The organism is Pseudomonas sp. FP215, from assembly GCF_030687795.1.
GTDB classification, from domain to species: domain Bacteria; phylum Pseudomonadota; class Gammaproteobacteria; order Pseudomonadales; family Pseudomonadaceae; genus Aquipseudomonas; species Aquipseudomonas salmasensis.
Genome location: NZ_CP117447.1, coordinates 4,438,326 through 4,459,935, shown reverse-complemented (window position 1 = coordinate 4,459,935; position 21,610 = coordinate 4,438,326). Strand labels below are relative to the sequence as shown.

The window sequence follows — 21,610 nt, the reverse complement described above, 5'->3', positions numbered from 1 at the left end:
TCGAGCATGTTGCTGAGCTATCTGCGGTTGGTATTGTTTGCCGTTGGCTTGTTGGTCGGCGTGCAGGTGCCGGGGTTTATCAATGACTACGCCAAGCGCGTCGAGGCCCACCTGATCGAGGCCCAGACCGGCTTGCGCGGTTTCGAGTCCACGGCGCAGCAGTTCTTCAACGGTGATATGCAAGCCTTGGTGGCGCATTACCGCGCCAGCGATGACCCGGTATTCCAGAGCGACGCCAGCAGCCTGGGCGCCATGCTCGATCGCCAACTCGAGTTGGACAAGCAATACCAGGCCATGCAAGGCCCGTGGTACATCCGCGCCCTGCAAGTGGCGGTGGCCGCCGACCCGGATATCCGTCTGGAGACCTGGAATGGCTACAGCTACCAGATTCTACTGACCCCCGAAGCCATGGGCTGGGGCTTGGGCGGGGCGATGTTGTTGTCATTCGGCATTGAATGCCTGTATCGCTTGATCGATTGGGTGGTATTAGGCGGCCGGCGCCTGCGCCAGAGCCGACCCATCGAAGAGCGGGACCTCAAGGGCCTGTAACGACCCACTGATCGTTCCCACGCTTCGCGTGGGAATGCTTTTTCTGACGCTCCGCGTCGCGCGTGAGGGCGCAGAGCGCCCTGTGCTGCATTCCCACGCAGAGCGTGGGAACGATCAGTCGGGTTTATTCAGTTGCATGCGTTCTGTACCCACTTCCTCGGCATAGCGCGCCACGACCTTCTGGCACAACCCCACAATCTCCTCCACCAATTCCACCCCCACGCGCCACGACACTACCACCTGCAAGTTCGGCAGGCGCTGGGCCATGGGCAGCATCACCAATTCCCCTCGCTCCAGCTCTTCGCTGACCAGCACCGGCGGCAGCGCGCCAATGCCGAAGCCATCGCGCAGCAACCGGGTGATCGCCGACACCGAGTTCACACAGTTCATGCGCGGTGCGGCCACGCCATTGGCCTGCATCAAACTCAACACGTCCTGATGCGGGTGTGAGTTTTTCGAGTAGGTGATGATGCGTTCCTGGGCCAGTTCGGCGAGGGACGCGTAGTCGCGGTTGTAGATCGACTGGCTGGCCACGATCCAGGCCATGGGGTGGCTGGCCAGCTCCAGGCTGCGCACGGTTTCCAGGCGCAGCAGGTCGGTTTGCAGGATCAGGTCGAGGAAGCCTTTTTGCAGCTGATCGCTGAGGTTCAGCGCGGTATCGGCGACCAACTCGATCTCTACCAGCGGGTACAGCTTCATCAGTTCAGCAACCAGCGGGCTCAGCCAGGTGTGGATCACCGTGTCCATCGCGCCGATCCGAATGCGCCCGACCTTGCTGCTGGTGGTCTCCAGGGACTGCTTCAAGCCCTGCATGGTCACCATCATCTGCTCGGCATAGTCGAGCACTTTCAAGCCTTCCGGCGTCAAGCTCACGCCACGCGAATCACGCAGGAACAGCTTCACCCCCAACTCGCTTTCCAGCACCGCGATGCGGCTGGAGATCGAGGCTTGGGTGGTGAACAGCTTCTCGGCCGTGAGCCGGAAGCTCTTGAGCTTGGCCACCCAGACGAAGGTTTCGAGGAACTTCAAATTCATGGGATCAACTTTTTCTTATGCATGGATCGGTTTTTATTAGTTGGACGTCGCACCGGGCAAGCGCCAAAAATCGAGCTATTCCACGATAAGCGTCGTTGGGGTGTCAGGACAAGTTGCGAGTTCTGCGTAAAAAATCCCACACTACAAGAAAACAAATCCTACAGGAGCGACCACCGTGAGCCGCCTGCTACTGAACTGCGACATCGGCGAAAGCTTTGGCAACTGGACCATGGGGCTGGACGCCGAGGTCATGCCGTTCATTGATTGCGCCAACGTGGCATGCGGTTTCCATGCGGGCGACCCGAGCATCATGCGCAAGACCGTCAGCCTGGCGTTCAAGCATGGCGTGCAAGTGGGCGCCCACCCGGCCTACCAGGACCTGCAAGGCTTCGGCCGGCGCTCCATGAACTACACGCCGCAGGAAATCCAGGACCTGTTGCACTACCAGATCGGCGCACTGGACGGCATCTGCCGGGCCCAGGGCGGGCGCGTCAGCTATGTGAAACCCCATGGCGCGATGTACAACGACATGATGGCCAACCCGGCGCAATTGCGTGCGGTGATCCAGGCCGTGGCGGCCTACGGCGACCTGCCGCTGATGCTGCTGGCCACTCGTGACAACCGCGCGGCCCAGGCCTTGGGCGACGAATACGGCGTGACCCTGTGGTTCGAAGCCTTTGCCGACCGTGCCTATGACAGCAAGGGCCATTTGGTGTCCCGGCAGTTACCGGGCGCGGTGCATCACGATGCCGAGACCATCGTGCAGCAGGCCCTGACCCTTTCCCGTGGCGAAGCGCTGATTGCCAGCGACGGCAGCCCATTGGTGCTCCAGGCCAATACCTTGTGTGTGCATGGCGACAACGCCAGTTCGGTCGCCGCCGTGCAGCGTATCCGCGAAGCGTTGAAAACAGCATGAACCCACGCATTGAAGTGGTGGCGATCGACTGCTTGATGGTGCGCCTGTTTGACGTGATCACCGAAGCCAACATGCCGTGGATGCTCGCGGCTACCGAGCGCCTGCGCAATGGCTTTGGCCCGGCATTGGTGGACCTGGTGCCGTCCTACACCACCTTGATGGTGCATTACGATCTCACGGCGCTCACCCCGGCCCAGGCCCGGGCGCTGATCGACCAGGCCCTCACCGATCTGCAACCCCAGGCTCAGGGGAGTGGCCAGTGCCATGTGTTGCCAGTGTGGTACGACCTGAGTGTCGGCCCGGAACTGGCCCTGTTGTCCCAGCGCAGCGGGCTGGCCGTGGAGGAGGTGATCCGCCGCCACAGCGGCCACGAGTACCAGGTGTTCGCCCTCGGTTTTGCCCCTGGGTTTGCCTTTATGGGACTGGTGGACGAAATACTCGCCACCCCGCGCCTGAACACGCCGCGCAAACGCGTGGCCGCTGGCAGTGTCGGTATCGCCGAGCGGCAAACCGCCGCTTACCCGGTGGTGTCCCCAGGCGGCTGGAACCTGATCGGCCGCACCCCGGCCAAACTGTTCGACCGTGAGCGCGACGGCTACAGCCTGATGCAGCCCGGCGACACGGTGCGCTTCGCCCCGGTCAGCCACGCCGAATTCGTCAATCTGGGTGGCGATGACACGCCGCTGGAGGCGCAGGCATGAGCCGCTTGATCATCGAGGCCAGCACACCGCTGTGCCTGTTGCAGGACGCCGGGCGGTTTGGCGTGCGTCATCTGGGCGTGACCCAGGGCGGCGCGCTGGATTGGGTGTCGATGTCCTGGGCCAACTGGCTGCTGGACAATGCCCTGGATGCGCCGGTGGTGGAAATCACCCTGGGCGGCTTTACCCTGCAGGCCGAGGACTATTGCCTGCTGGCCTTGGCCGGTGCGGATCTGGGTGCCTATGTCGATGAGCGTGCGATCAGCCCCGGTCGCAGTTTTATCCTGCAAAAGGGCCAGCGCCTGCGCTTCACCCAGCCGTTCAATGGCGCGCGCGCTTATCTTGCGGCACCTGGTGGCTTTGATGCGCAGGCTGTACTGGGCAGTTGTGCCACGGTGGTGCGCGAAGCGTTGGGCGGGGTGGACGGTTTTGGCAAGGCGTTGGCCGAAGGCGGGCGGTTGGCTTACTCCGGTACGGGCGGCGCAATGAAGGTGCTGGCCAACCCGGATTTGCAATCCGGTGCATCGCTGGACGTGATCATCGGCGCGCAGATAGGCCAGTTCAGCGGGCAGAGTCTGTTCGACGCCTTCAACAGCGAATGGGCCCTGGACAGCCGTGCCGACCGCATGGGTATGCGCTTGCTGGGCACGCCGTTGCAGTACCAGGGGCCGTCGTTGATTTCCGAAGGGATACCGTTGGGCGCGATCCAGGTGCCCCCGGATGGGCAGCCGATTGTGTTGCTCAATGACCGGCAGACGATCGGTGGTTATCCGCGCCTGGGAGCGCTGACGCCCTTGTCGCTGGCGCGGCTGGCGCAATGTCTGCCGGGGCAGAAGGTGCGGCTGGCCCCGGTGGTGCAGGAGGCTGCGCATCGGCAGCACATCAAGTTTTTGCAGCGCTTTAGCCAACCCTTGTAGGAGCGAGCTTGCTCGCGAAAAACGTCAACGATAACGCGGGCATCCAGATGTACGCGGCGGTCTCAGGTTTTTCGCGAGCAAGCTCGCTCCTACAGTAAGGCGGTGGTGTTATTTGGAGAGAAAGCGCATACCCTCTTCCAACCCACGCAGCGTCAGCGGATACATCTGATCCTCCACCAACTCCCGCACAATCCCCGTCGACGCCGTATAGCCCCAGGTATCTTTCGGGTAGGGGTTAATCCAGATCAGCTTCTTGTACTTGGCCATGAAGCGCTGCATCCACACATACCCCGGTTCCTCGTTCCAATGCTCGACGCTGCCACCGGCCTGGGTGATCTCATAAGGCGCCATGGACGCATCGCCGATAAAGATCACTTTGTAATCGGCGCCGTATTTGTGCAGCAGGTCTTGGGTGGAGGTGCGTTCGGACGTGCGGCGCTGGTTGTTCTTCCACACCGATTCGTACACGAAGTTGTGGAAGTAGAAGTACTCCAGGTGCTTGAACTCGGTCTTGCACGCGGAGAACAGCTCTTCGCAGATCTTCACGTGGGCGTCCATCGAGCCGCCGATGTCGAACAGCAGCAACAGCTTGATGGTGTTACGCCGCTCGGGGCGCATCTGGATGTTCAGCAAGCCGGCATCGCGGGCGGTGTGGTCGATGGTGCCGTCGATATCCAGCTCTTCGGCCGCGCCCTGGCGCGCAAATTTGCGCAGGCGGCGCAGGGCGATCTTGATGTTGCGCGTGCCCAGTTCCACCTGGTCGTCGAGGTTCTTGTACTCGCGCTGGTCCCAGACTTTTACGGCCTTGCCCTGGCGCTTGCCGGCGTCACCCACGCGAATGCCTTCGGGGTTGTAGCCACCGGAACCAAACGGGCTGGTGCCGCCGGTGCCGATCCACTTGTTGCCACCGGCATGGCGCTCTTTCTGTTCTTCCAGGCGTTTCTTGAATTCCTCGATCAGCTTGTCGAGGCCACCCAGGGACTGGATCTGCGCGCGTTCTTCATCGCTCAACGAGCGTTCGAATTCCTTGCGCAGCCATTCTTCGGGGATCAGCGCCTGCAGGTGGTCGTCGAGCTTTTCCAGGCCGTTGAAATAGGCGCCGAAGGCCCGGTCGAACTTGTCGAAATGCCGCTCATCCTTGACCAGGATCGCCCGGGCCAAGTAGTAGAACTCGTCCATGTCGGCGAAGGTCACGCGCTGTTTGAGCGCGTTGATCAGGTCGAGCAGCTCGCGCACCGACACCGGTACCTTGGCGGCACGCATTTCGTTGAACAGGTTGAGCAGCATCAGCGATTACCGCGACGGCTCATGAACGCCAGACGCTCCAGCAACTGCACGTCTTGCTCGTTCTTAACCAAAGCGCCAGCCAGGGGAGGGATGGCCTTGGTCGGGTCGCGCTCGCGCAGCACCGCTTCGCCAATATTGTCGGCCATCAGCAGCTTGAGCCAGTCGACCAGTTCGGAGGTGGAAGGTTTTTTCTTCAGGCCCGGCACCTTGCGCACATCGAAGAACACGTCCAGCGCTTCGCTGACCAGGTCTTTCTTGATGTCCGGGTAGTGCACATCCACGATCTTTTGCAGGGTGGTGCGGTCGGGGAAGGCGATGTAGTGGAAGAAGCAGCGGCGCAGGAACGCGTCCGGCAGCTCTTTTTCGTTGTTGGAGGTAATGATGATGATCGGGCGTTTCTTGGCTTTGATGGTCTCGTCGATTTCGTAGACGTAGAACTCCATCTTGTCGAGCTCTTGCAGCAGGTCGTTGGGGAACTCAATGTCGGCCTTGTCGATTTCATCGATCAGCAGGATCACCCGCTCTTCGGACTCGAAGGCTTCCCACAGCTTGCCCTTCTTCAGGTAGTTGCGCACGTCGTGCACTTTGTCCACGCCCAGTTGCGAGTCACGCAGGCGGCTGACCGCGTCGTACTCGTACAGGCCTTGATGCGCCTTGGTGGTGGACTTGATGTGCCAGGTGATCAACTTGGCACCGAAGGATTCGGCCAGTTGCTCGGCAAGCATGGTCTTGCCGGTGCCCGGTTCGCCCTTGACCAGCAACGGCCGCTCCAGGGTGATGGCGGCGTTGACGGCCAGTTTCAGGTCATCGGTAGCCACATAGGCCTGGGTGCCTTCGAACTTCATCGGTCATTCCTCGAATTCATCAATGGCCTGACTATACCGCGCAGCCCCGGCGACTGTGAACGCAGACGCGGCATTCAGTCTCTGAATGGCGGGTCAGGCTCAGTCCGCCGATGGCTTGGGTTGTTCATACCGGGCATTGAACGCCTGGATAAACCCATTGCGCAGAATCGCGATCACCGCCGAAAACGCACTGACATTTTGCTGATGCACGCTACCGCTCAGCTCTACACGGGTGGCGAACTGGTTTTTACGCTGGTTTTTCAGCACGGTTTCGCTGGCGCCCACCACGGCTTCCCAGATCGAGCGGAAGATATTTTTGTCCTGGTTTTCAACGTCTTGTTGCCAGTCAAACACCTCCACATCGCGCAGCAGCGGCTTGATATAGCCGGTGAGCCGGCCATTTTCAGCCTGGGCTTCGATCACCACGTCACCCGTGCCGGCCTTGAAGTCGAACTTGCCATAGGCTGAGGCGAAGTCATTCATGCGCTTGAGTTGCAGGTCGCGGGCGCGGAAGCGGAATTCGAACTCTTCAAAATCGCTCAGTGGGTCAAAAGTGGCGTTGGCCTCCAGAGGCGCCTGGCCTTGCAGCAGTGCCTTGCCTTCGAAGCGCGCGTCGCGCTTGCCTTTGACATCCACCACATTGGTCAGGTTATAGAAGCTGGCGTTGACCCCGGTGGCGTTGATATTCACCTGGGGCTTGGAGCTGAAGTTATGGAAGGCGATCTCACCGTCTTCGATGCGCACTTCGTTGAGGGTGATCGGCAACAGTTTGCGCAGTTGTTCCTGCCAGTCGGTACCTTTACCGGTCTGGGACGCCTGCTTGTTGGCACCGCCATCGACAAAGTTGATCTGCGGGCGCACAAAATGCCCCTCGGCCACAACGGCATGGTCGTACCACAGCGAATGCCAGCTCACCGCGAATTCGATCAGCGGTGCTTTGACGAACGGCACCGGGACCTTGCCGTCCACCTTGACGATTTGCAGGCCGTTGATCCGGTAGGCGCCGCGCCATAGCGCCAGGTCCACATCGGCAATCTCGCCACGGTAATCGCCCATGTTGGCGAGTTTGTCGTTCAGGTAGTTGCGCACCAGGTAGGGCAGCGCAAGGTGGATGGCAATCAAGACCAGCACCAGAGCGGCGATGGTCCCTAACGGCCAACTGTAGCGACGTTTCATAGGGCAGTTCTCCTTGCTTGTAGGAGATTGACTGTTCTGATTGGCGCAACGTTCCTCCGTCTGGACGCTTGGGAGCACGAGGCATACCCTTGGGGCCTTTCCCAACGCCTCGACAATAGGAACCGCCATGAGCCGCATCTTTGCAGACAACGCGCACTCCATCGGTAACACGCCCCTGATTCAGATCAACCGCATCGCACCGCGGGGCGTGACGATCCTGGCCAAGATCGAAGGGCGTAACCCCGGCTATTCGGTGAAGTGCCGCATTGGCGCCAGCATGGTCTGGGATGCGGAAAGCAGCGGCAAGCTCAAGCCGGGCATGACCATTGTCGAGCCGACTTCAGGTAATACCGGTATCGGCCTGGCCTTTGTCGCCGCCGCCCGTGGCTACAAACTGCTGCTGACCATGCCGTCGTCCATGAGCCTTGAGCGCCGTAAAGTGCTCAAGGCTCTCGGCGCCGAACTGGTGCTGACCGAGCCGGCCAAGGGCATGAAGGGTGCCATCGACAAGGCCGCCGAGATCGTCGCCAGCGACCCGGCCACCTACTTTATGCCGGCCCAGTTCGACAACCCGGCAAACCCTGCCATTCACGAGAAAACCACCGGCCCGGAAATCTGGAACGACACCGACGGCGCCGTGGATGTGCTGGTGGCGGGCGTAGGAACCGGCGGCACCATCACCGGGGTATCGCGCTATATCAAGAACACGGCGGGCAAGCCGATCCTGTCGGTGGCCGTGGAGCCCATGGTTTCCCCGGTGATCACCCAGGCATTGGCAGGTGAAGAGATCAAGCCCAGCCCGCACAAGATCCAGGGGATCGGCGCCGGTTTTGTGCCGAAAAACCTCGACCTGTCGATGGTCGACCGTGTGGAGCTGGCGACTGACGAAGAGTCCAAGGCCATGGCCCGGCGCTTGATGCTGGAAGAGGGCATTCTGTGCGGGATCTCCTGTGGCGCCGCCATGGCGGTGGCCGTGCGTCTGGCCGAGAAGCCGGAAATGCAGGGCAAGACTATCGTGGTGATCTTGCCGGACTCCGGTGAGCGCTACCTGTCGAGCATGTTGTTCAGCGATTTGTTTACCGAACAGGAAAACCAGGCCTGAAACGACTGTAGGAGCGAGCTTGCTCGCGAAAAACCTGAGAACGCCACGTTGTATCAGTAAACCCTCGTTATCGTTGACGTTCTTCGCGAGCAAGCTCGCTCCTACAAGGGTTGCGGGGGGTTGATACAGGTCAGTCCGTTTTCCTGGGCCTTCTGCATAATGGCTCAAGTGTTTATCATGGCCGGCTGTTACGTCTGGTTTCCCATTGATGGAAATTTGCTGGCCAGGCGCTTATTTCCAGGAGTTGCTGCATGACCTTTTCTTTGGCCGCCAAATTGTCGGTGTTGCTGCTGTTCATCGGCAGCACGCTGTATGTGCACCTGCGTGGCAAGGCCCGTTTGCCGATGTTGCGTCAGTTTGTCAATCATTCGGCGCTGTTCGCCCCGTATAACGCCCTGATGTACCTGTTTTCCGCGGTGCCGTCCAAGCCGTACTTGGACCGCAGCAAGTTCCCGGAACTGGATGTGCTCAAGGACAACTGGGAAGTGATCCGCGAAGAGGCCATGCACCTGTTCGACGAGGGCTACATCCGCGCCGCCGAAAAGAACAACGACGCCGGTTTCGGTTCGTTCTTCAAGAAGGGCTGGAAGCGTTTCTACCTCAAGTGGTACGACAAACCGCTGCCTTCGGCCGAGGCACTGTGCCCCAAGACTGTGGCTCTGGTGAGCAGCATCCCTAACGTCAAGGGCGCGATGTTCGCGCTGTTGCCGGGTGGCAGTCACCTCAACCCGCACCGAGACCCGTTCGCCGGTTCCCTGCGTTATCACTTGGGGCTTGCCACGCCGAACTCCGACGACTGCCGTATCTTCGTCGACGGCCAGGTCTACGCCTGGCGCGACGGTGAAGACGTGATGTTCGACGAAACCTACGTGCACTGGGTGAAAAACGAAACCGAACAGACCCGTGTGATCCTGTTCTGCGACATTGAGCGCCCCTTGAGCAACCGCGTGATGACCCGTATCAACCGCTGGGTCAGCAAGCAACTGGGCCGCGCAACCGCACCGCAGAACCTCGATGACGAGCGCGTGGGCGGCATCAACCAGGCGTACGCCTGGAGCAAGACCTTCAGCGACAAGTTCAGCGGCCAGGTCAAGCAGTGGAAACGCAAGCATCCGAAGGCCTACCGTATTGCGCGGCCGGTGCTGGCGGTAGTGGTGTTGGTACTGCTGTGGAAGTGGCTGTTCGGCTAAACCGCACACCGTAAAAAGGCGCTGTATCGAAAGATGCAGCGCCTTTTTCATGCCTGGAATGTGATCAAAACTGTGGGAGCTGGCTTGCCTGCGATGGCGGAGTATCAGCTAGAAAAATGTTGGCTGACCCACCGCCATCGCAGGCAAGCCAGCTCCCACATTTGATCTGCGTTGCTCTTAAGAGGCGATCAACTGGCGCAGCACGTAGTGCAGAATCCCACCGGCCTTGAAGTACTCCACCTCATTCAAGGTATCAATCCGGCACAGCACCTCAACTTTCTCGCTGCTGCCATCCTCGCGAGTGATCACCAGCGTCAGGTTCATCCGCGGCTCGATCTCGGCATCGGTCAGCCCGAGGATATCGATCTTCTCCTTGCCGGTGAGCTTGAGTGTCTTACGGTTCTGATCCAGCTTGAACTGCAACGGCAACACGCCCATGCCTACCAGGTTGGAGCGGTGGATACGCTCGAAGCTCTCGGCGATCACCGCCTTGACGCCCAGCAGGTTAGTGCCCTTGGCCGCCCAGTCGCGGCTGGAGCCGGTACCGTATTCCTGGCCAGCGATCACCACCAGCGGTGTGCCCGAGGCCTGGTACTGCATGGCGGCATCGTAGATCGCCATTTTCTCGCCCGTAGGGATATACAGCGTGTTACCGCCTTCTTCGCCGCCGAGCATTTCATTGCGGATACGGATATTGGCGAAGGTGCCGCGCATCATCACTTCATGGTTGCCCCGGCGTGAGCCGTAGGAGTTGAAGTCACGCGGCTCCACGCCCTGTTCGCGCAGGTAGCGCCCGGCCGGGCTGTCGGCCTTGATATTGCCGGCAGGCGAGATGTGGTCGGTGGTCACCGAGTCGCCCAGCAGAGCCAGCACGTTTGCGCCCTTGACGTCCTCGATCACCGGCAGCGGGCCAGCAATGTCGTCGAAGAACGGCGGGTGCTGGATATAGGTGGAATCCGGCTGCCACACATAGGTGGCCGCCTGCGGCACCTCAATGGCTTGCCACTGCTCGTCGCCGGCAAACACTTCGGCATATTCCTTGTGGAACATGCTGGTGCTGACCTGGGCCACCGCCTCGGCGATTTCCTGGCTGCTGGGCCAGATGTCCTTCAGGTACACCGGGTTGCCCTGCTGGTCATTGCCCAGCGGCTCGCTGCTGATGTCGATGCGCACGGTGCCGGCCAACGCGTAGGCGACGACCAGGGGCGGCGAGGCCAGCCAATTGGTTTTCACCAGCGGGTGCACGCGACCTTCGAAGTTACGGTTACCGGACAGCACCGAGGCCACGGTGAGGTCGGCCTTCTGGATGGCTTTTTCGATCGGCTCGGGCAGCGGCCCGGAGTTGCCGATGCAGGTGGTGCAACCGTAGCCCACCAGGTCGAAGCCAAGCTTGTCCAGGTATTGGGTGAGGCCGGCAGCCTTGTAGTAGTCGGTGACCACTTTGGAGCCCGGCGCCAGGGAGCTTTTCACCCAGGGCTTGCGGGTCAGGCCTTTTTCCACGGCTTTCTTTGCCACCAGCCCGGCCGCCATCATCACGCTGGGGTTGGAGGTGTTGGTGCAGGAGGTAATCGCGGCGATCACCACCGCGCCGTTTTTCAGGCGATAGGTGTTGCCTTCGTATTCATAATCCGCTTCGCCGACCAGGTCGGCATTGCCCACGGCAACGCCGCCCCCGCCTTCGCTTTCCAGGCGGCCTTCTTCTTTGCTGGTGGGCTTGAATTGCAGGTCGAGAAAATCGCTGAACGCTTGGCCTACATTCGGCAGGGCGACCCGGTCCTGTGGGCGTTTAGGCCCGGCAAGGCTGGCCTCGACAGTGCCCATGTCCAGGGCCAGGGTGTCGGTGAAGATTGGCTCCTGGCCGGCGTTGCGCCACAGGCCCTGGGCCTTGGTATAGGCTTCCACCAGCTTGACCGTCTCAGCCGGGCGGCCGGACAGGCGCAGGTAATCCAGGGTCACCTCATCCACCGGGAAAAAGCCACAGGTCGCGCCATACTCCGGGGCCATGTTGGCGATGGTGGCGCGGTCGGCCAGGGGCAAGTCGGCCAGGCCGTCGCCGTAGAACTCGACGAACTTGCCCACCACGCCTTTCTTGCGCAGCATTTGCGTGACGGTCAGCACCAGGTCGGTGGCGGTGATGCCTTCCTTGAGCTTGCCGGTGAGCTTGAAGCCGATCACTTCCGGGATCAGCATCGACACCGGCTGGCCGAGCATCGCCGCTTCGGCTTCGATGCCGCCCACGCCCCAGCCGAGTACGCCGAGGCCGTTGATCATGGTGGTGTGGGAGTCGGTGCCGACCAGGGTGTCGGGGAAGGCGTAGGTGCGGCCGTCTTCCTCTTTGGTCCACACGGTGCGGCCCAGGTATTCGAGGTTGACCTGGTGGCAGATGCCGGTGCCCGGCGGTACCACGCTGAAGTTGTCGAAGGCGCTCTGGCCCCAGCGCAGGAAGGCGTAGCGTTCGCCGTTGCGCTGCATTTCGATATCGACGTTCTGCTCAAAGGCGCTGGTGCTGCCGAACTTGTCGACCATCACCGAGTGGTCGATCACCAGGTCCACCGGGGACAGCGGGTTGATGCGCTGCGGGTCACCACCGGCCTTGGCCACGGCAGCGCGCATGGCGGCCAGGTCGACCACGGCGGGTACGCCGGTAAAGTCCTGCATCAGCACGCGGGCGGGGCGGTACTGGATCTCGCGGTCGGACTGGCGTTCTTTGAGCCAGGCGGCGATGGCCTTGAGGTCGGTGCCGGTGACGGTCTTGGCGTCTTCCCAGCGCAGCAGGTTTTCCAGCAGCACCTTGAGGGACATCGGCAGCTTGTCCAGGTCACCCAGGCTCTTGGCGGCTTCGGGCAGGCTGAAGTAGTGGTAAATTTTGCTGTCTATTTGCAGTGTCTTAAGGGTTCTCAGGCTATCAAGGGATGACATTACATGACTCCTTATGGTCCGCACGGCTACGGACCTGACGGGACGAACAGAGCTATCACGTTAGCGCTGTTTTCATTAGCAGGCTAATAACTGGACTCTATCGCTGAGTCCAAGGTTCCGAACTCGGCTATCATGCGCGCGTTTTCATGACAGGTATTGCGATAGCGCAAGGCCAGTTGATTCACCAGGAGATTCAATGAACACCCTTTTTATGCACTGCCGCCCGGGTTTTGAAGGCGAAGTCTGTTCCGAGATCGCGGAGCACGCCGCGCGCCTGAACGTTTCCGGCTACGCCAAGGCCAAGACCGGCAGCGCCTGCGCCGAATTTGTCTGCACCGAAGAAGATGGCGCCCAGCGCCTGATGCACGGCCAGCGCTTTGCCGAGCTGATCTTCCCGAGGCAGTGGGCGCGCGGGGTGTTTATCGACCTGCCGGAAACCGACCGCATCAGCGTGATCCTCGCCCACCTGCGCGAATTCCCCGTGTGCGGCAGCCTGTGGCTGGAGATGGTCGACACCAACGACGGCAAGGAACTGTCCAACTTCTGCAAGAAATTCGAAGTGCACCTGCGCAAAGCCCTGCTTAACGCCGGCAAGCTGGTGGACGACCCGAGCAAGCCGCGCCTGCTGTTGACCTTCAAGAGCGGCCGCGAAGTGTTCATGGGCCTGGCCGAGTCGAACAACTCGGCGATGTGGCCCATGGGCATTCCGCGCCTCAAGTTCCCGCGTGACGCGCCCAGCCGCTCGACCTTGAAGCTGGAAGAGGCCTGGCACCACTTTATCCCCCGTGACCAGTGGGACGAACGCCTGCACGGCGACATGACCGGCGTCGACCTTGGCGCAGCGCCAGGCGGCTGGACCTGGCAACTGGTCAACCGTGGCATGCTGGTGACCGCCATCGACAACGGCCCCATGGCCGAAAGCCTGATGGACACCGGCCTGGTGCAGCACCTGATGGCTGACGGCTTTACCTTCGTGCCCAAGCAGCCGGTGGACTGGATGGTCTGCGATATCGTCGAGAAACCTGCGCGCAACGCGGCACTGTTGGAAACCTGGATTGGCGAAGGGCATTGCCGCGAGGCGGTGGTAAACCTGAAGTTGCCGATGAAGCAGCGTTACGCCGAAGTGAAGCGCCTGCTGGAGCGCATCGAAGAGGGCTTCAAGGCGCGTGGAATCCGTGTGGAGATCGGCTGCAAGCAGCTCTACCACGACCGCGAAGAAGTGACATGTCACCTGCGCCGCCTGGTAGATGTAAAGAAATCCAAAAACCGCTGATATTAAATGTGGGAGCTGGCTTGCCTGCGAAAGCGGTATAACAGTAGAAATTTATGTTGAATGTGCCCCCGTCATCGCGGGCAAGCCCGCTCCCACAGTGTTGAGCGGTGCCAGTTTTAGGAGTGAAGTATGAGTCTTGAACAGCCTGTCGATGGCACCCTCGACGCCACCGGCCTCAACTGCCCGGAGCCGGTGATGATGCTGCACCAGCACATCCGCGACCTGCCGGCGGGAGGCCTGCTCAAGGTGATCGCGACCGACCCGTCGACCCGTCGCGATATCCCCAAGTTCTGCGTGTTTCTCGACCACGAACTGGTGGATCAACAGGAAGATGCTGGCACCTACCTGTACTGGATCCGCAAGAAAGCCGAGTGACCCCGAACCCTTGCTCGCGAAAAACCAGAGAGCGCCGCGTTCACTCAGAAAGCCCGCGTAATCGTTAACGTTTTTCGCGAGCAAGCTCGCTCCTACAGGGCGCGAATGCGTCGGCGTGCACTGCGCGCCAGGCGCACCACCAACATCCCCGCCGCACAGCTCAAGCCCACGATCAGCCCTTGCCATAAACCGCTCGGGCCGCTGGGCTCACCGAGCCAGTTGGTCAGGCCCAGGGCGTAACCCACCGGCAGGCCCACGCCCCAATAGGCGAACAGGGTCAGCACCATGGTCACCCGGGTGTCCTGGTAGCCGCGCAGTGCGCCCGCGGCGGTGACCTGGATCGAGTCAGAGAACTGGAACAACGCCGAAAACACGATCAGCATCGACGCCAGATGGATCACCACCGGGTCGGGGGTGTAGATCGCTGCAATCTGCTCGCGAAACAGCAGCATCAAGCTGCAGGAAAAGCACGCGTACGCCAGGGCGGTGCCCATGCCGACGCCGGCGGCGAAGCGAGCTTCCCGGGGTTCGCCGCGCCCCAACGCCTGGCCGACCCGCACGGTGACGGCCATGCTCAGGGAATAGGGGATCATGAACACCAGGGAGCTGACGTTCAGGGCGATCTGATGGCCGGACACCACGGTAGCGCCCAGGCTGCCAAGCAACAGGGCAATCACCGCGAAAATGCTCGACTCGGCGAAGATCGCCACACCAATTGGCAGGCCTATGCCCAATATGCGCTTGATCACCGTCCATTGCGGCCAGTCGAAGCGCTTGAACAATTCGCTGCTTTGATAGGCCGCGCCCCAGCGCGTCCAGATGGCCAGGCCGATCATCATCACCCACATCGCAATGGCGGTAGCCCAGCCACAGCCCACGCCGCCCATGGCCGGTACGCCAAAGTGGCCGTAGATGAAGATGTAGTTCAGCGGAATATTCAGCGCCAACCCGCACAAGCCCATGACCATGCTCGGCCGTGTGCGGCCCAGGCCGTCACTGAAACAGCGAAACACGTAGTACAACGCCACCGCCGGCATACCGGCGGCGATGCCGTGCAGGTAGCCCATGGACGGCTCGATCAGGTCGGGCTCGACCTTCATGGCATGCAGGATCGGCTCGGCGCACAGCAACAGCAGCGCGCCGCAGAGGCCGACCACCACGGCCAACCACAACGATTGGCGCACCAGAGGCCCGATCTCGGTGAGTTTGCCCGCGCCATAACGCTCGGCAACTTTCGGCGTGGTGGCAAGCAACGTGCCGGTCATCAACAGGTACACCGGGATCCAGATCGAATTACCCAGGCCCACCGCCGCCAGGTCCTGCGGGCTCACGCGCCCGGCCATCACCGCATCGACGAAGCTCATCGCGGTGGTTGCCAGTTGGCCAATCATGATCGGCAAGGCCAGCGTCAGCAGGCCGCGCACTTCCCGGCTGATGCGGGCGGGGCGGGAGAGGGTAGCGGTGGCAGTGTTCACGTACAGGTGTCCAATAAAAAGGCAGTCGCAAGGACGGCGGATTCTACGCGTTGACGCAGTGGTCAGGAAAAAACCTGTGTTAGGGATTTGTAAGCAATGCTCCCAGGCCTGCGCTGATCCCTGTGGGAGCTGGATCTTCTGTACACTGCCATTCCGCCAAAGGAGCCTGCCATGCTGATTGTTGCCGACGAAAATATCCCGCTGCTCGATGCATTCTTCGAAGGGTTTGGCGAGATTCGCCGTGTGCCCGGCCGTTCCATCGACCGCGCCACGGTCGAGCAGGCCGATGTACTGCTGGTGCGCTCGGTCACCAACGTCAACCGTGCCCTGCTTGAGGGCAGTAAGGTGCGCTTTGTCGGCACTTGCACCATCGGCACCGACCACCTGGACCTCGACTACTTCAAGCAAGCGGGTATCCAGTGGTCCAGCGCGCCCGGCTGCAATGCGCGTGGGGTGGTGGACTACGTGCTCGGCAGCTTGCAGACCCTGGCTGAAATCGAAGGCGCGGACCTCAAGCAGCGTACCTACGGCATCGTCGGCGCCGGTGAAGTCGGCGGGCGCTTGGTCAAGGTGCTCAAGGGCCTGGGCTGGAATGTGTTGGTGTGCGACCCACCGCGCCAGGTCACCGAGGACGGTGACTACGTCAGCCTGCAGCAGATCATCGAGCACTGTGACGTGATCAGCTTGCATACGCCGCTGATCAAGTCTGGCAATGGTTCGACCTGGCACCTGTTTGATCGCCAGCGCCTGGGACAGCTCAAGCCGGGCACCTGGCTGATCAACGCCAGCCGGGGCGCGGTGGTGGATAACGCCGCCCTGCGCGAGGTGTTGCTGGCGCGCGAAGACCTGCAAGCGGTGCTGGACGTGTGGGAAGGCGAGCCCGAGGTGGATGTCGAGCTGGCTGACCTGTGCGTGCTGGCCACGCCCCATATCGCCGGCTACAGCCTCGATGGCAAACAGCGCGGCACCGCGCAGATTTACCAGGCGCTGTGTGCGCACCTGGGCCAGGAACCGAGTATCCAACTGAGTGATTTGCTGCCGGCCCCCTGGCTGGCCGAGATGCACCTTAACGCTACGACTGACCCGGCCTGGGCGCTGGCGACCTTGTGCCGCAGTGTGTACGACCCACGCCGTGACGACGCGGATTTCCGCCGCAGCCTGGTAGGCACCGTGCAGCAACAGCGCCAGGCCTTTGACCTGCTGCGCAAGCATTACCCGGAGCGTCGCGAGATCGATGGCTTGAAGGTGCGCTTCAACGGGGAGTCGGCGGTGCTATCACAGATCGTCACTGCTCTGGGCGCCGAACACCTATAACCTATAACTGTAGGAGCGAGCTTGCTCGCGAAAAACCTGAGGGCGCCGCGTTAAATCAGAAACGCTGCGTTATCGTTGACGGTTTTCGCGAGCAAGCTCGCTCCTACAGGGACACAAAAAACCCGGCCACCGGGGCCGGGTTTGAAAGAGCGTGGGCGCTTCAGCCTCGCGGGGCAGGATTAACCAGTCGCTGTTCCAGTTCGCAGCAGGCTTGCTGGATCATTTCTTCGGTAATCTGCACTTCCTGGCCTTTGGCATCGATATACGAGCAAGGCAGCTGCTGCGGCTGGCGGATCACTTCAATCTTGGCGTCGCTGCTATTTTGCAAGGTCATGGCCTGTCTCCTCATCAGGTTGTGTACCTACTTTAATTCCCCCGCATGAACGCGCTGTTACAACTCCTTACACGCTCATCGGTTTGAACACCCAGTCCACCAGAAACCGTTACATATTTCCAGATCAGGCTTAGACCGATAGCCTCTAGCGGCCTGCATCGGTGGGCATAATTAACCTGACTCATTGTTATTTGTGCAAGTTCCCCCAATGTTGATGTATAGACTCTCCATTGGTGATCCTTCCATGTTCTCCATCCGTCAACGCCGTGCGATTCGCCTGGCCAGTCGCTTTATTGCGCCCTACCGCTGGCAGGCGCTTGGCGCACTGCTGGCGCTGATCGTCACCGCTGGCATCACCTTGTCCATGGGGCAGGGCATACGCCTGCTGGTGGACCAGGGCTTCATGACCCAGTCGCCGCACCTGCTCAACCAGTCCATCGGCCTGTTCATGCTGTTGGTGCTCGGCCTGGCCGTGGGCACCTTCACGCGGTTTTACCTGGTGTCGTGGATTGGCGAGCGGGTAGTGGCCGATATTCGCCGGCAAGTGTTCAACCACCTGATCTACCTGCACCCAGGCTTCTACGAGAACAACCGCAGCTCGGAAATCCAATCGCGGCTGACCACTGACACCACCTTGCTGCAATCGGTGATCGGCTCATCGCTGTCGCTGTTTCTGCGCAATGCGCTGATGGTGATCGGCGGCATCGTATTGCTGTTTATCACGAACCCCAAACTCACCAGCATCGTGGTGGTGGCGTTGCCGCTGGTGCTGGCGCCGATCCTGATCTTCGGGCGCCGGGTGCGCAGCCTGTCGCGTTTGAGCCAGGACCGCATTGCGGATGTCGGCAGCTATGTCGCCGAGACCTTGGGCCAGATCAAGACCGTGCAGGCCTATAACCATCAGGTGCAGGACGAACAGCGCTTTGCCGTCACCGTCGAGGACGCCTTCATCACCGCACGTAAGCGCATCTTGCAGCGTTCATGGCTGATCACCCTGGTGATCATGCTGGTGCTCGGCGCGGTGGGTGTGATGCTGTGGGTGGGCGGCATGGACGTGATCAGCGGGCGCATTTCCGGCGGTGAGCTGGCGGCGTTCGTGTTCTACAGCCTGATTGTCGGCAGCGCCGTTGGCACCCTGAGCGAAGTGCTTGGCGAGTTGCAGCGTGCTGCCGGGGCGGCCGAGCGGATCGGTGAGCTGTTGCAGTCAGGCAACGATATCCAGGCGCCGACCACTGGCGGCGTACGTTTGCCAGAACGGGTCAGCGGCCGCATGGAACTGCAAGACCTGCGCTTTTCCTACCCCTCGCGACCGGACAGCTACGCCATCGACGGCTTGAACCTCACCATCAACCCCGGCGAAACCCTGGCGTTGGTCGGGCCGTCCGGTGCGGGCAAGTCGACGATCTTCGACCTGCTGCTGCGCTTCTACGACCCCCAGCAAGGCCGCATCCTGCTTGAAGGCCAGCCGCTGACCGAGCTTGACCCCCTAGACCTGCGGCGCCATTTCGCCCTGGTGTCCCAGAGCCCGGCGTTGTTCTTCGGCAGCGTCGAGGACAACATTCGCTACGGCAACCCGTCCGCCACCACCGCCCAAGTGGAAGCCGCCGCGCGTATTGCCCACGCCCACGACTTCATCCTGCAAATGCCCGACGGCTACCAAACCCACCTTGGCGAAAGTGGCCAGGGCCTCTCCGGCGGCCAACGCCAGCGCCTGGCCATCGCCCGTGCCTTGCTGGTCGACGCACCGATCCTGCTGTTGGACGAAGCCACCAGCGCCCTCGACGCCCAGAGTGAACATTTGATCCAGCAAGCACTGCCGCAACTCATGCAGGGACGCACCACGCTGGTGATCGCCCACCGTTTGGCCACGGTGAAGAATGCCGACCGCATTGCGGTGATGGACCAGGGCAAGCTGGTGGCGGTGGGCACGCATCAGCAGTTGATTGCGAGCAACCCGCTGTATGCGCGGTTGGCGGCGTTGCAGTTCAATGATGGAGATGAACAGGTGAAATAAAAAATGCCCGCATCTCTCGATGCGGGCACTGGAACCTCTGTAGGAGCGAGCTTGCTCGCGAAAACCTCACAGGCACCGCGTTCATCCATGAAGCACGCGTTAGCGTTGACGGTCTTCGCGAGCAAGCTCGCTCCTACAACATGTCACTGGTCGTCGAAGTAGCGCTCATGCCAATCCACCAACGGCTGCGGTGAATTGAGCTTCTGCCCGTAGATCACCGAATAAGACAGCACGTTTTGCACATACTGGCGGGTTTCGTCGAAGGGGATGCTTTCCACCCACACGTCGAAACTCAAGTGGTCTGCGCCGCGCAGCCATTGGCGCACGCGGCCGGGGCCGGCGTTGTAGGCGGCGGAGGCGAGCACGCGGTTGCCGTTGAACTGGCTGTGCACCTGGCTCAGGTAGGCAGCACCGAGCTGGATGTTTTTATCCGGGTCCAGCACCTGGGCCGGGGAGGCCAGGGGGATGCTGAACTTGCGCGCGGTTTCCTTGGCGGTGCCGGGCATCAGTTGCATCAGGCCGCTGGCGCCAACGCCGGAGCGGGCGTCATCCATAAACGCGCTTTCCTGGCGCGTGATGGCAAAGATCCAGCTGGAGTGCAGGCCGCGTACCTTGGCTTCGCGCACCAGGGTGTCGCGGTGAGCCATCGGGAAGCGGATGTCCAGGTCGTCCCAGTACTGGGCCTGGCTGATGGTGCGGATCGCCGGGAAGTACCACTTCATGTCGTAGGCCAGTTTGGCCTGGGCGACCATCTCGTCACGGTTGAAATGACGGCTGACGTGGTACCACTCGCGGCGACCGTCGACGATCTGGCCACGGGCGTAGAACTCCAGGGCACGGCGCACGCCTGGGGTGTTGCGGACCTTGTTGACCAGGGCCTGGCTCATCACCAGCGGCTTGTTGTTCAACTGGTAAGGCGATTTGGAGCGGTCAGCGGCTAGGAAGCCGTAGAAATCCCGCTCCTTGGCCACATTTTTGTACAGCACCAAAGCCTGCGGGTTCTTCGGCTCGGCCAGTTCCAGGCTGCGCGCCTGCCAGTAGCGCCAGCGGTTGGTGGTGGCCAGGTCTTGTGGGAGCTTGCGGGTCAACTGGTAGGCGTCTTCCCAGCGCGCCAGGCGCAGCAGCAGGCGCAGGCGCCACTCGGAGACCGTATTGTCGCGCAGCTCGGGGTCGTACTTGGTCATGACCTCCAGCGCGCGCGGGTCGAAGCGCTTGGCCAGGGTCAAGCCGATCTCGCGGGCAATCGACACTTTTTCGTCACGGGAGAAGTGCATGCTGCTGGCGTAACCGTCGAGCAGGGCCATGGCCTTGTCCGGATCCTGGCGTGCCAGGCGGCGCAGGCCCAGGCCCACGGCGTCAGCCATGGCCTCGGTGGCCGGCTGGAAGCGTGACGGGTCACTGAGCATGTCGGGCTTTTGCGCCACATCCACCATCAAGCGGCCTTGGACGCCGAGGGTGGGCAGGGTTTTCACCAGGCTATTGGCCAGCGCGTAGTTACGCGCTTCGGCGGCGAGCTTGGTGCGCTCCCAGATCTTCTGCTCGGTGAGTTGGCCGGCAGCGGCCCATTGGCCAAACGTGGCGTCACAGGCGGCTGGTTGGGATTTGCCGGTCATCCACAGCTTTTCGGCGGTCTTGTAGCCTTCGGCCTTCAGGTTGTGGCTGAGCTGATATTGGCCATGCAGGCAGTCAAGTTCGACGAAATTGAGCTTGGTGTCGTAGTACTTTTCAAAGGTCTGCCAATCGCCGCGTTCGGCCAGCCAGCGCAGCCAACGCAGTTTCATCCAGTTGGCCTGGGGCAGGTCGCCGTGTTTGGCGAGAAATTGTTCGATTTCCTCGTTGCTCGCGGTTTTCAGGCGCGCGGTCAACTCGTCATAGGCCAGGTAGGGCGTGAGCGGGTAATCGGCCAGGGCCTGGCTGTATTGCATGTAGGGGCCGCTGTCACCCTTGGCCAGGGCACGTTTGGCTTGATCGTAATACTGGCGTTGAGTGGTGAGGTCCACCGCCTGGGCGGATTGAACGGCAGTGGCGGAAAGAAGCAGACAAGATAAAAAGTTGAAAAGGCGACTGCGCATGAGACGTCCGTGCAGAGAAATCACGACTAGCACCGGCACTGCCGACACTGATTGCCCCTAGCTTAGCCTTTTGCCAGCGGCCCGCGAAAGCTTTGCCGGCTGGTTCGTTCAAGTTCTCC

The 21,610-nt window shown here is 61.3% G+C and carries 18 protein-coding genes; 10 read left to right on the top strand and 8 right to left on the bottom strand.

Annotation, left to right across the window (positions count from 1 at the left end; translation table 11 throughout):
* The first annotated feature begins 6 nt into the window (after positions 1 to 6).
* Positions 7 to 549 carry a DUF2937 family protein gene (locus tag PSH76_RS20180; protein WP_034134972.1) on the top strand — a complete coding sequence of 181 codons (543 nt, stop codon included), beginning with the start codon at positions 7 to 9 and terminating at the stop codon, positions 547 to 549.
* A gap of 114 nt (positions 550 to 663) precedes the next feature.
* Here PSH76_RS20180 and PSH76_RS20175 read toward each other — a convergent pair whose 3' ends face one another.
* The gene (locus PSH76_RS20175; protein ID WP_305492812.1) at positions 664 to 1,584 is read right to left on the bottom strand and encodes a LysR family transcriptional regulator; all 921 of its coding nucleotides are present in this window, start codon (positions 1,582 to 1,584) and stop codon (positions 664 to 666) included.
* Positions 1,585 to 1,759: 175 nt separating this feature from the next.
* Here PSH76_RS20175 and PSH76_RS20170 point away from each other — a divergent pair, with 175 nt between their 5' ends.
* From PSH76_RS20170 to PSH76_RS20160, 3 genes are read left to right on the top strand one after another with little or no spacing between them, the layout of a single operon-like run.
* Positions 1,760 to 2,500 carry a 5-oxoprolinase subunit PxpA gene (locus PSH76_RS20170; RefSeq protein WP_098952423.1) on the top strand — a complete coding sequence of 247 codons (741 nt, stop codon included), beginning with the start codon at positions 1,760 to 1,762 and terminating at the stop codon, positions 2,498 to 2,500.
* A complete protein-coding gene (gene pxpB, locus PSH76_RS20165) occupies positions 2,497 to 3,201 on the top strand; it encodes a 5-oxoprolinase subunit PxpB (protein ID WP_305492811.1) in 705 nt (234 codons plus the stop codon). Before PSH76_RS20170 ends, pxpB begins: the two co-directional genes overlap by 4 nt.
* Positions 3,198 to 4,115, top strand: coding sequence for a biotin-dependent carboxyltransferase family protein (locus PSH76_RS20160; protein WP_278916077.1), 918 nt, complete (start codon positions 3,198 to 3,200; stop codon positions 4,113 to 4,115). The genes pxpB and PSH76_RS20160 overlap by 4 nt, the downstream gene beginning before the upstream one ends.
* Before the next feature lie 108 nt (positions 4,116 to 4,223).
* Here PSH76_RS20160 and PSH76_RS20155 read toward each other — a convergent pair whose 3' ends face one another.
* From PSH76_RS20155 to PSH76_RS20145, 3 genes are all read right to left on the bottom strand, one after another.
* Positions 4,224 to 5,402, bottom strand: coding sequence for a VWA domain-containing protein (locus PSH76_RS20155; protein ID WP_032892863.1), 1,179 nt, complete (start codon positions 5,400 to 5,402; stop codon positions 4,224 to 4,226).
* Positions 5,402 to 6,247 (bottom strand): MoxR family ATPase, encoded by an 846-nt coding sequence (locus PSH76_RS20150; RefSeq protein WP_003210690.1) that lies wholly within the window; start codon positions 6,245 to 6,247, stop codon positions 5,402 to 5,404. Before PSH76_RS20150 ends, PSH76_RS20155 begins: the two co-directional genes overlap by 1 nt.
* 99 nt (positions 6,248 to 6,346) lie before the next feature.
* Entirely contained in the window at positions 6,347 to 7,423 is a 1,077-nt protein-coding gene (locus tag PSH76_RS20145) for a DUF748 domain-containing protein (protein WP_003189629.1), read from the bottom strand.
* Between the two features lie 127 nt (positions 7,424 to 7,550).
* On the opposite strand from PSH76_RS20145, the gene cysK reads away from it, so the two are divergent.
* A complete protein-coding gene (cysK, locus tag PSH76_RS20140) occupies positions 7,551 to 8,525 on the top strand; it encodes a cysteine synthase A (protein ID WP_032892862.1) in 975 nt (324 codons plus the stop codon).
* 251 nt (positions 8,526 to 8,776) lie between these two features.
* Positions 8,777 to 9,715, top strand: a complete 939-nt coding sequence (locus PSH76_RS20130) for an aspartyl/asparaginyl beta-hydroxylase domain-containing protein (protein ID WP_003189633.1) — start codon at positions 8,777 to 8,779, stop codon at positions 9,713 to 9,715.
* 177 nt (positions 9,716 to 9,892) lie between these two features.
* Here PSH76_RS20130 and acnA read toward each other — a convergent pair whose 3' ends face one another.
* Positions 9,893 to 12,634: an aconitate hydratase AcnA gene (gene acnA / locus PSH76_RS20125; protein WP_305492810.1), complete on the bottom strand. Its 2,742-nt coding sequence runs from the start codon at positions 12,632 to 12,634 to the stop codon at positions 9,893 to 9,895.
* 196 nt (positions 12,635 to 12,830) lie between these two features.
* Between acnA and rlmM the strand changes: the two genes are divergently transcribed.
* Together rlmM and tusA are read left to right on the top strand one after the other, a co-directional pair.
* The gene (gene rlmM / locus PSH76_RS20120; RefSeq protein ID WP_098952417.1) at positions 12,831 to 13,907 is read left to right on the top strand and encodes a 23S rRNA (cytidine(2498)-2'-O)-methyltransferase RlmM; all 1,077 of its coding nucleotides are present in this window, start codon (positions 12,831 to 12,833) and stop codon (positions 13,905 to 13,907) included.
* 129 nt (positions 13,908 to 14,036) lie between these two features.
* Positions 14,037 to 14,282, top strand: a complete 246-nt coding sequence (gene tusA, locus PSH76_RS20115; protein ID WP_305492809.1) for a sulfurtransferase TusA — start codon at positions 14,037 to 14,039, stop codon at positions 14,280 to 14,282.
* Between the two features lie 92 nt (positions 14,283 to 14,374).
* Here the strand turns inward: tusA and PSH76_RS20110 are convergent, their stop codons facing one another.
* Positions 14,375 to 15,757 carry an MATE family efflux transporter gene (locus PSH76_RS20110; protein WP_305492808.1) on the bottom strand — a complete coding sequence of 461 codons (1,383 nt, stop codon included), beginning with the start codon at positions 15,755 to 15,757 and terminating at the stop codon, positions 14,375 to 14,377.
* A 171-nt stretch (positions 15,758 to 15,928) separates the two neighbouring features.
* Here PSH76_RS20110 and pdxB point away from each other — a divergent pair, with 171 nt between their 5' ends.
* Complete coding sequence (gene pdxB, locus PSH76_RS20105) at positions 15,929 to 17,071, top strand: 4-phosphoerythronate dehydrogenase PdxB (RefSeq protein WP_305492807.1); 1,143 nt, start codon at positions 15,929 to 15,931, stop codon at positions 17,069 to 17,071.
* A gap of 160 nt (positions 17,072 to 17,231) precedes the next feature.
* Here the strand turns inward: pdxB and PSH76_RS20100 are convergent, their stop codons facing one another.
* Positions 17,232 to 17,405, bottom strand: coding sequence for a PA1571 family protein (locus tag PSH76_RS20100; RefSeq protein WP_032892854.1), 174 nt, complete (start codon positions 17,403 to 17,405; stop codon positions 17,232 to 17,234).
* A gap of 214 nt (positions 17,406 to 17,619) precedes the next feature.
* Between PSH76_RS20100 and PSH76_RS20095 the strand changes: the two genes are divergently transcribed.
* Positions 17,620 to 19,419 carry an ABC transporter ATP-binding protein/permease gene (locus PSH76_RS20095; RefSeq protein WP_305494482.1) on the top strand — a complete coding sequence of 600 codons (1,800 nt, stop codon included), beginning with the start codon at positions 17,620 to 17,622 and terminating at the stop codon, positions 19,417 to 19,419.
* Positions 19,420 to 19,562: 143 nt separating this feature from the next.
* Here the strand turns inward: PSH76_RS20095 and PSH76_RS20090 are convergent, their stop codons facing one another.
* Complete coding sequence (locus PSH76_RS20090; protein WP_044272901.1) at positions 19,563 to 21,491, bottom strand: transglycosylase SLT domain-containing protein; 1,929 nt, start codon at positions 21,489 to 21,491, stop codon at positions 19,563 to 19,565.
* Positions 21,492 to 21,610 lie beyond the last annotated feature (119 nt).

Excerpts from the sequence above, each read along its gene's own strand:
- PSH76_RS20180 (WP_034134972.1), top strand. The coding sequence starts at position 7 with ATGTTGCTGAGCTATCTGCGGTTGGTATTGTTTGCCGTTGGCTTGTTG.
- PSH76_RS20175 (WP_305492812.1), bottom strand. The coding sequence starts at position 1,584 with ATGAATTTGAAGTTCCTCGAAACCTTCGTCTGGGTGGCCAAGCTCAAG.
- pxpB (WP_305492811.1), top strand. The coding sequence starts at position 2,497 with ATGAACCCACGCATTGAAGTGGTGGCGATCGACTGCTTGATGGTGCGC.
- PSH76_RS20160 (WP_278916077.1), top strand. The coding sequence starts at position 3,198 with ATGAGCCGCTTGATCATCGAGGCCAGCACACCGCTGTGCCTGTTGCAG.
- PSH76_RS20155 (WP_032892863.1), bottom strand. The coding sequence starts at position 5,402 with ATGCTGCTCAACCTGTTCAACGAAATGCGTGCCGCCAAGGTACCGGTG.
- PSH76_RS20150 (WP_003210690.1), bottom strand. The coding sequence starts at position 6,247 with ATGAAGTTCGAAGGCACCCAGGCCTATGTGGCTACCGATGACCTGAAA.
- PSH76_RS20145 (WP_003189629.1), bottom strand. The coding sequence starts at position 7,423 with ATGAAACGTCGCTACAGTTGGCCGTTAGGGACCATCGCCGCTCTGGTG.
- cysK (WP_032892862.1), top strand. The coding sequence starts at position 7,551 with ATGAGCCGCATCTTTGCAGACAACGCGCACTCCATCGGTAACACGCCC.
- PSH76_RS20130 (WP_003189633.1), top strand. The coding sequence starts at position 8,777 with ATGACCTTTTCTTTGGCCGCCAAATTGTCGGTGTTGCTGCTGTTCATC.
- acnA (WP_305492810.1), bottom strand. The coding sequence starts at position 12,634 with ATGTCATCCCTTGATAGCCTGAGAACCCTTAAGACACTGCAAATAGAC.
- rlmM (WP_098952417.1), top strand. The coding sequence starts at position 12,831 with ATGAACACCCTTTTTATGCACTGCCGCCCGGGTTTTGAAGGCGAAGTC.
- tusA (WP_305492809.1), top strand. The coding sequence starts at position 14,037 with ATGAGTCTTGAACAGCCTGTCGATGGCACCCTCGACGCCACCGGCCTC.
- pdxB (WP_305492807.1), top strand. The coding sequence starts at position 15,929 with ATGCTGATTGTTGCCGACGAAAATATCCCGCTGCTCGATGCATTCTTC.
- PSH76_RS20100 (WP_032892854.1), bottom strand. The coding sequence starts at position 17,405 with ATGACCTTGCAAAATAGCAGCGACGCCAAGATTGAAGTGATCCGCCAG.
- PSH76_RS20095 (WP_305494482.1), top strand. The coding sequence starts at position 17,620 with ATGTATAGACTCTCCATTGGTGATCCTTCCATGTTCTCCATCCGTCAA.
- PSH76_RS20090 (WP_044272901.1), bottom strand. The coding sequence starts at position 21,491 with ATGCGCAGTCGCCTTTTCAACTTTTTATCTTGTCTGCTTCTTTCCGCC.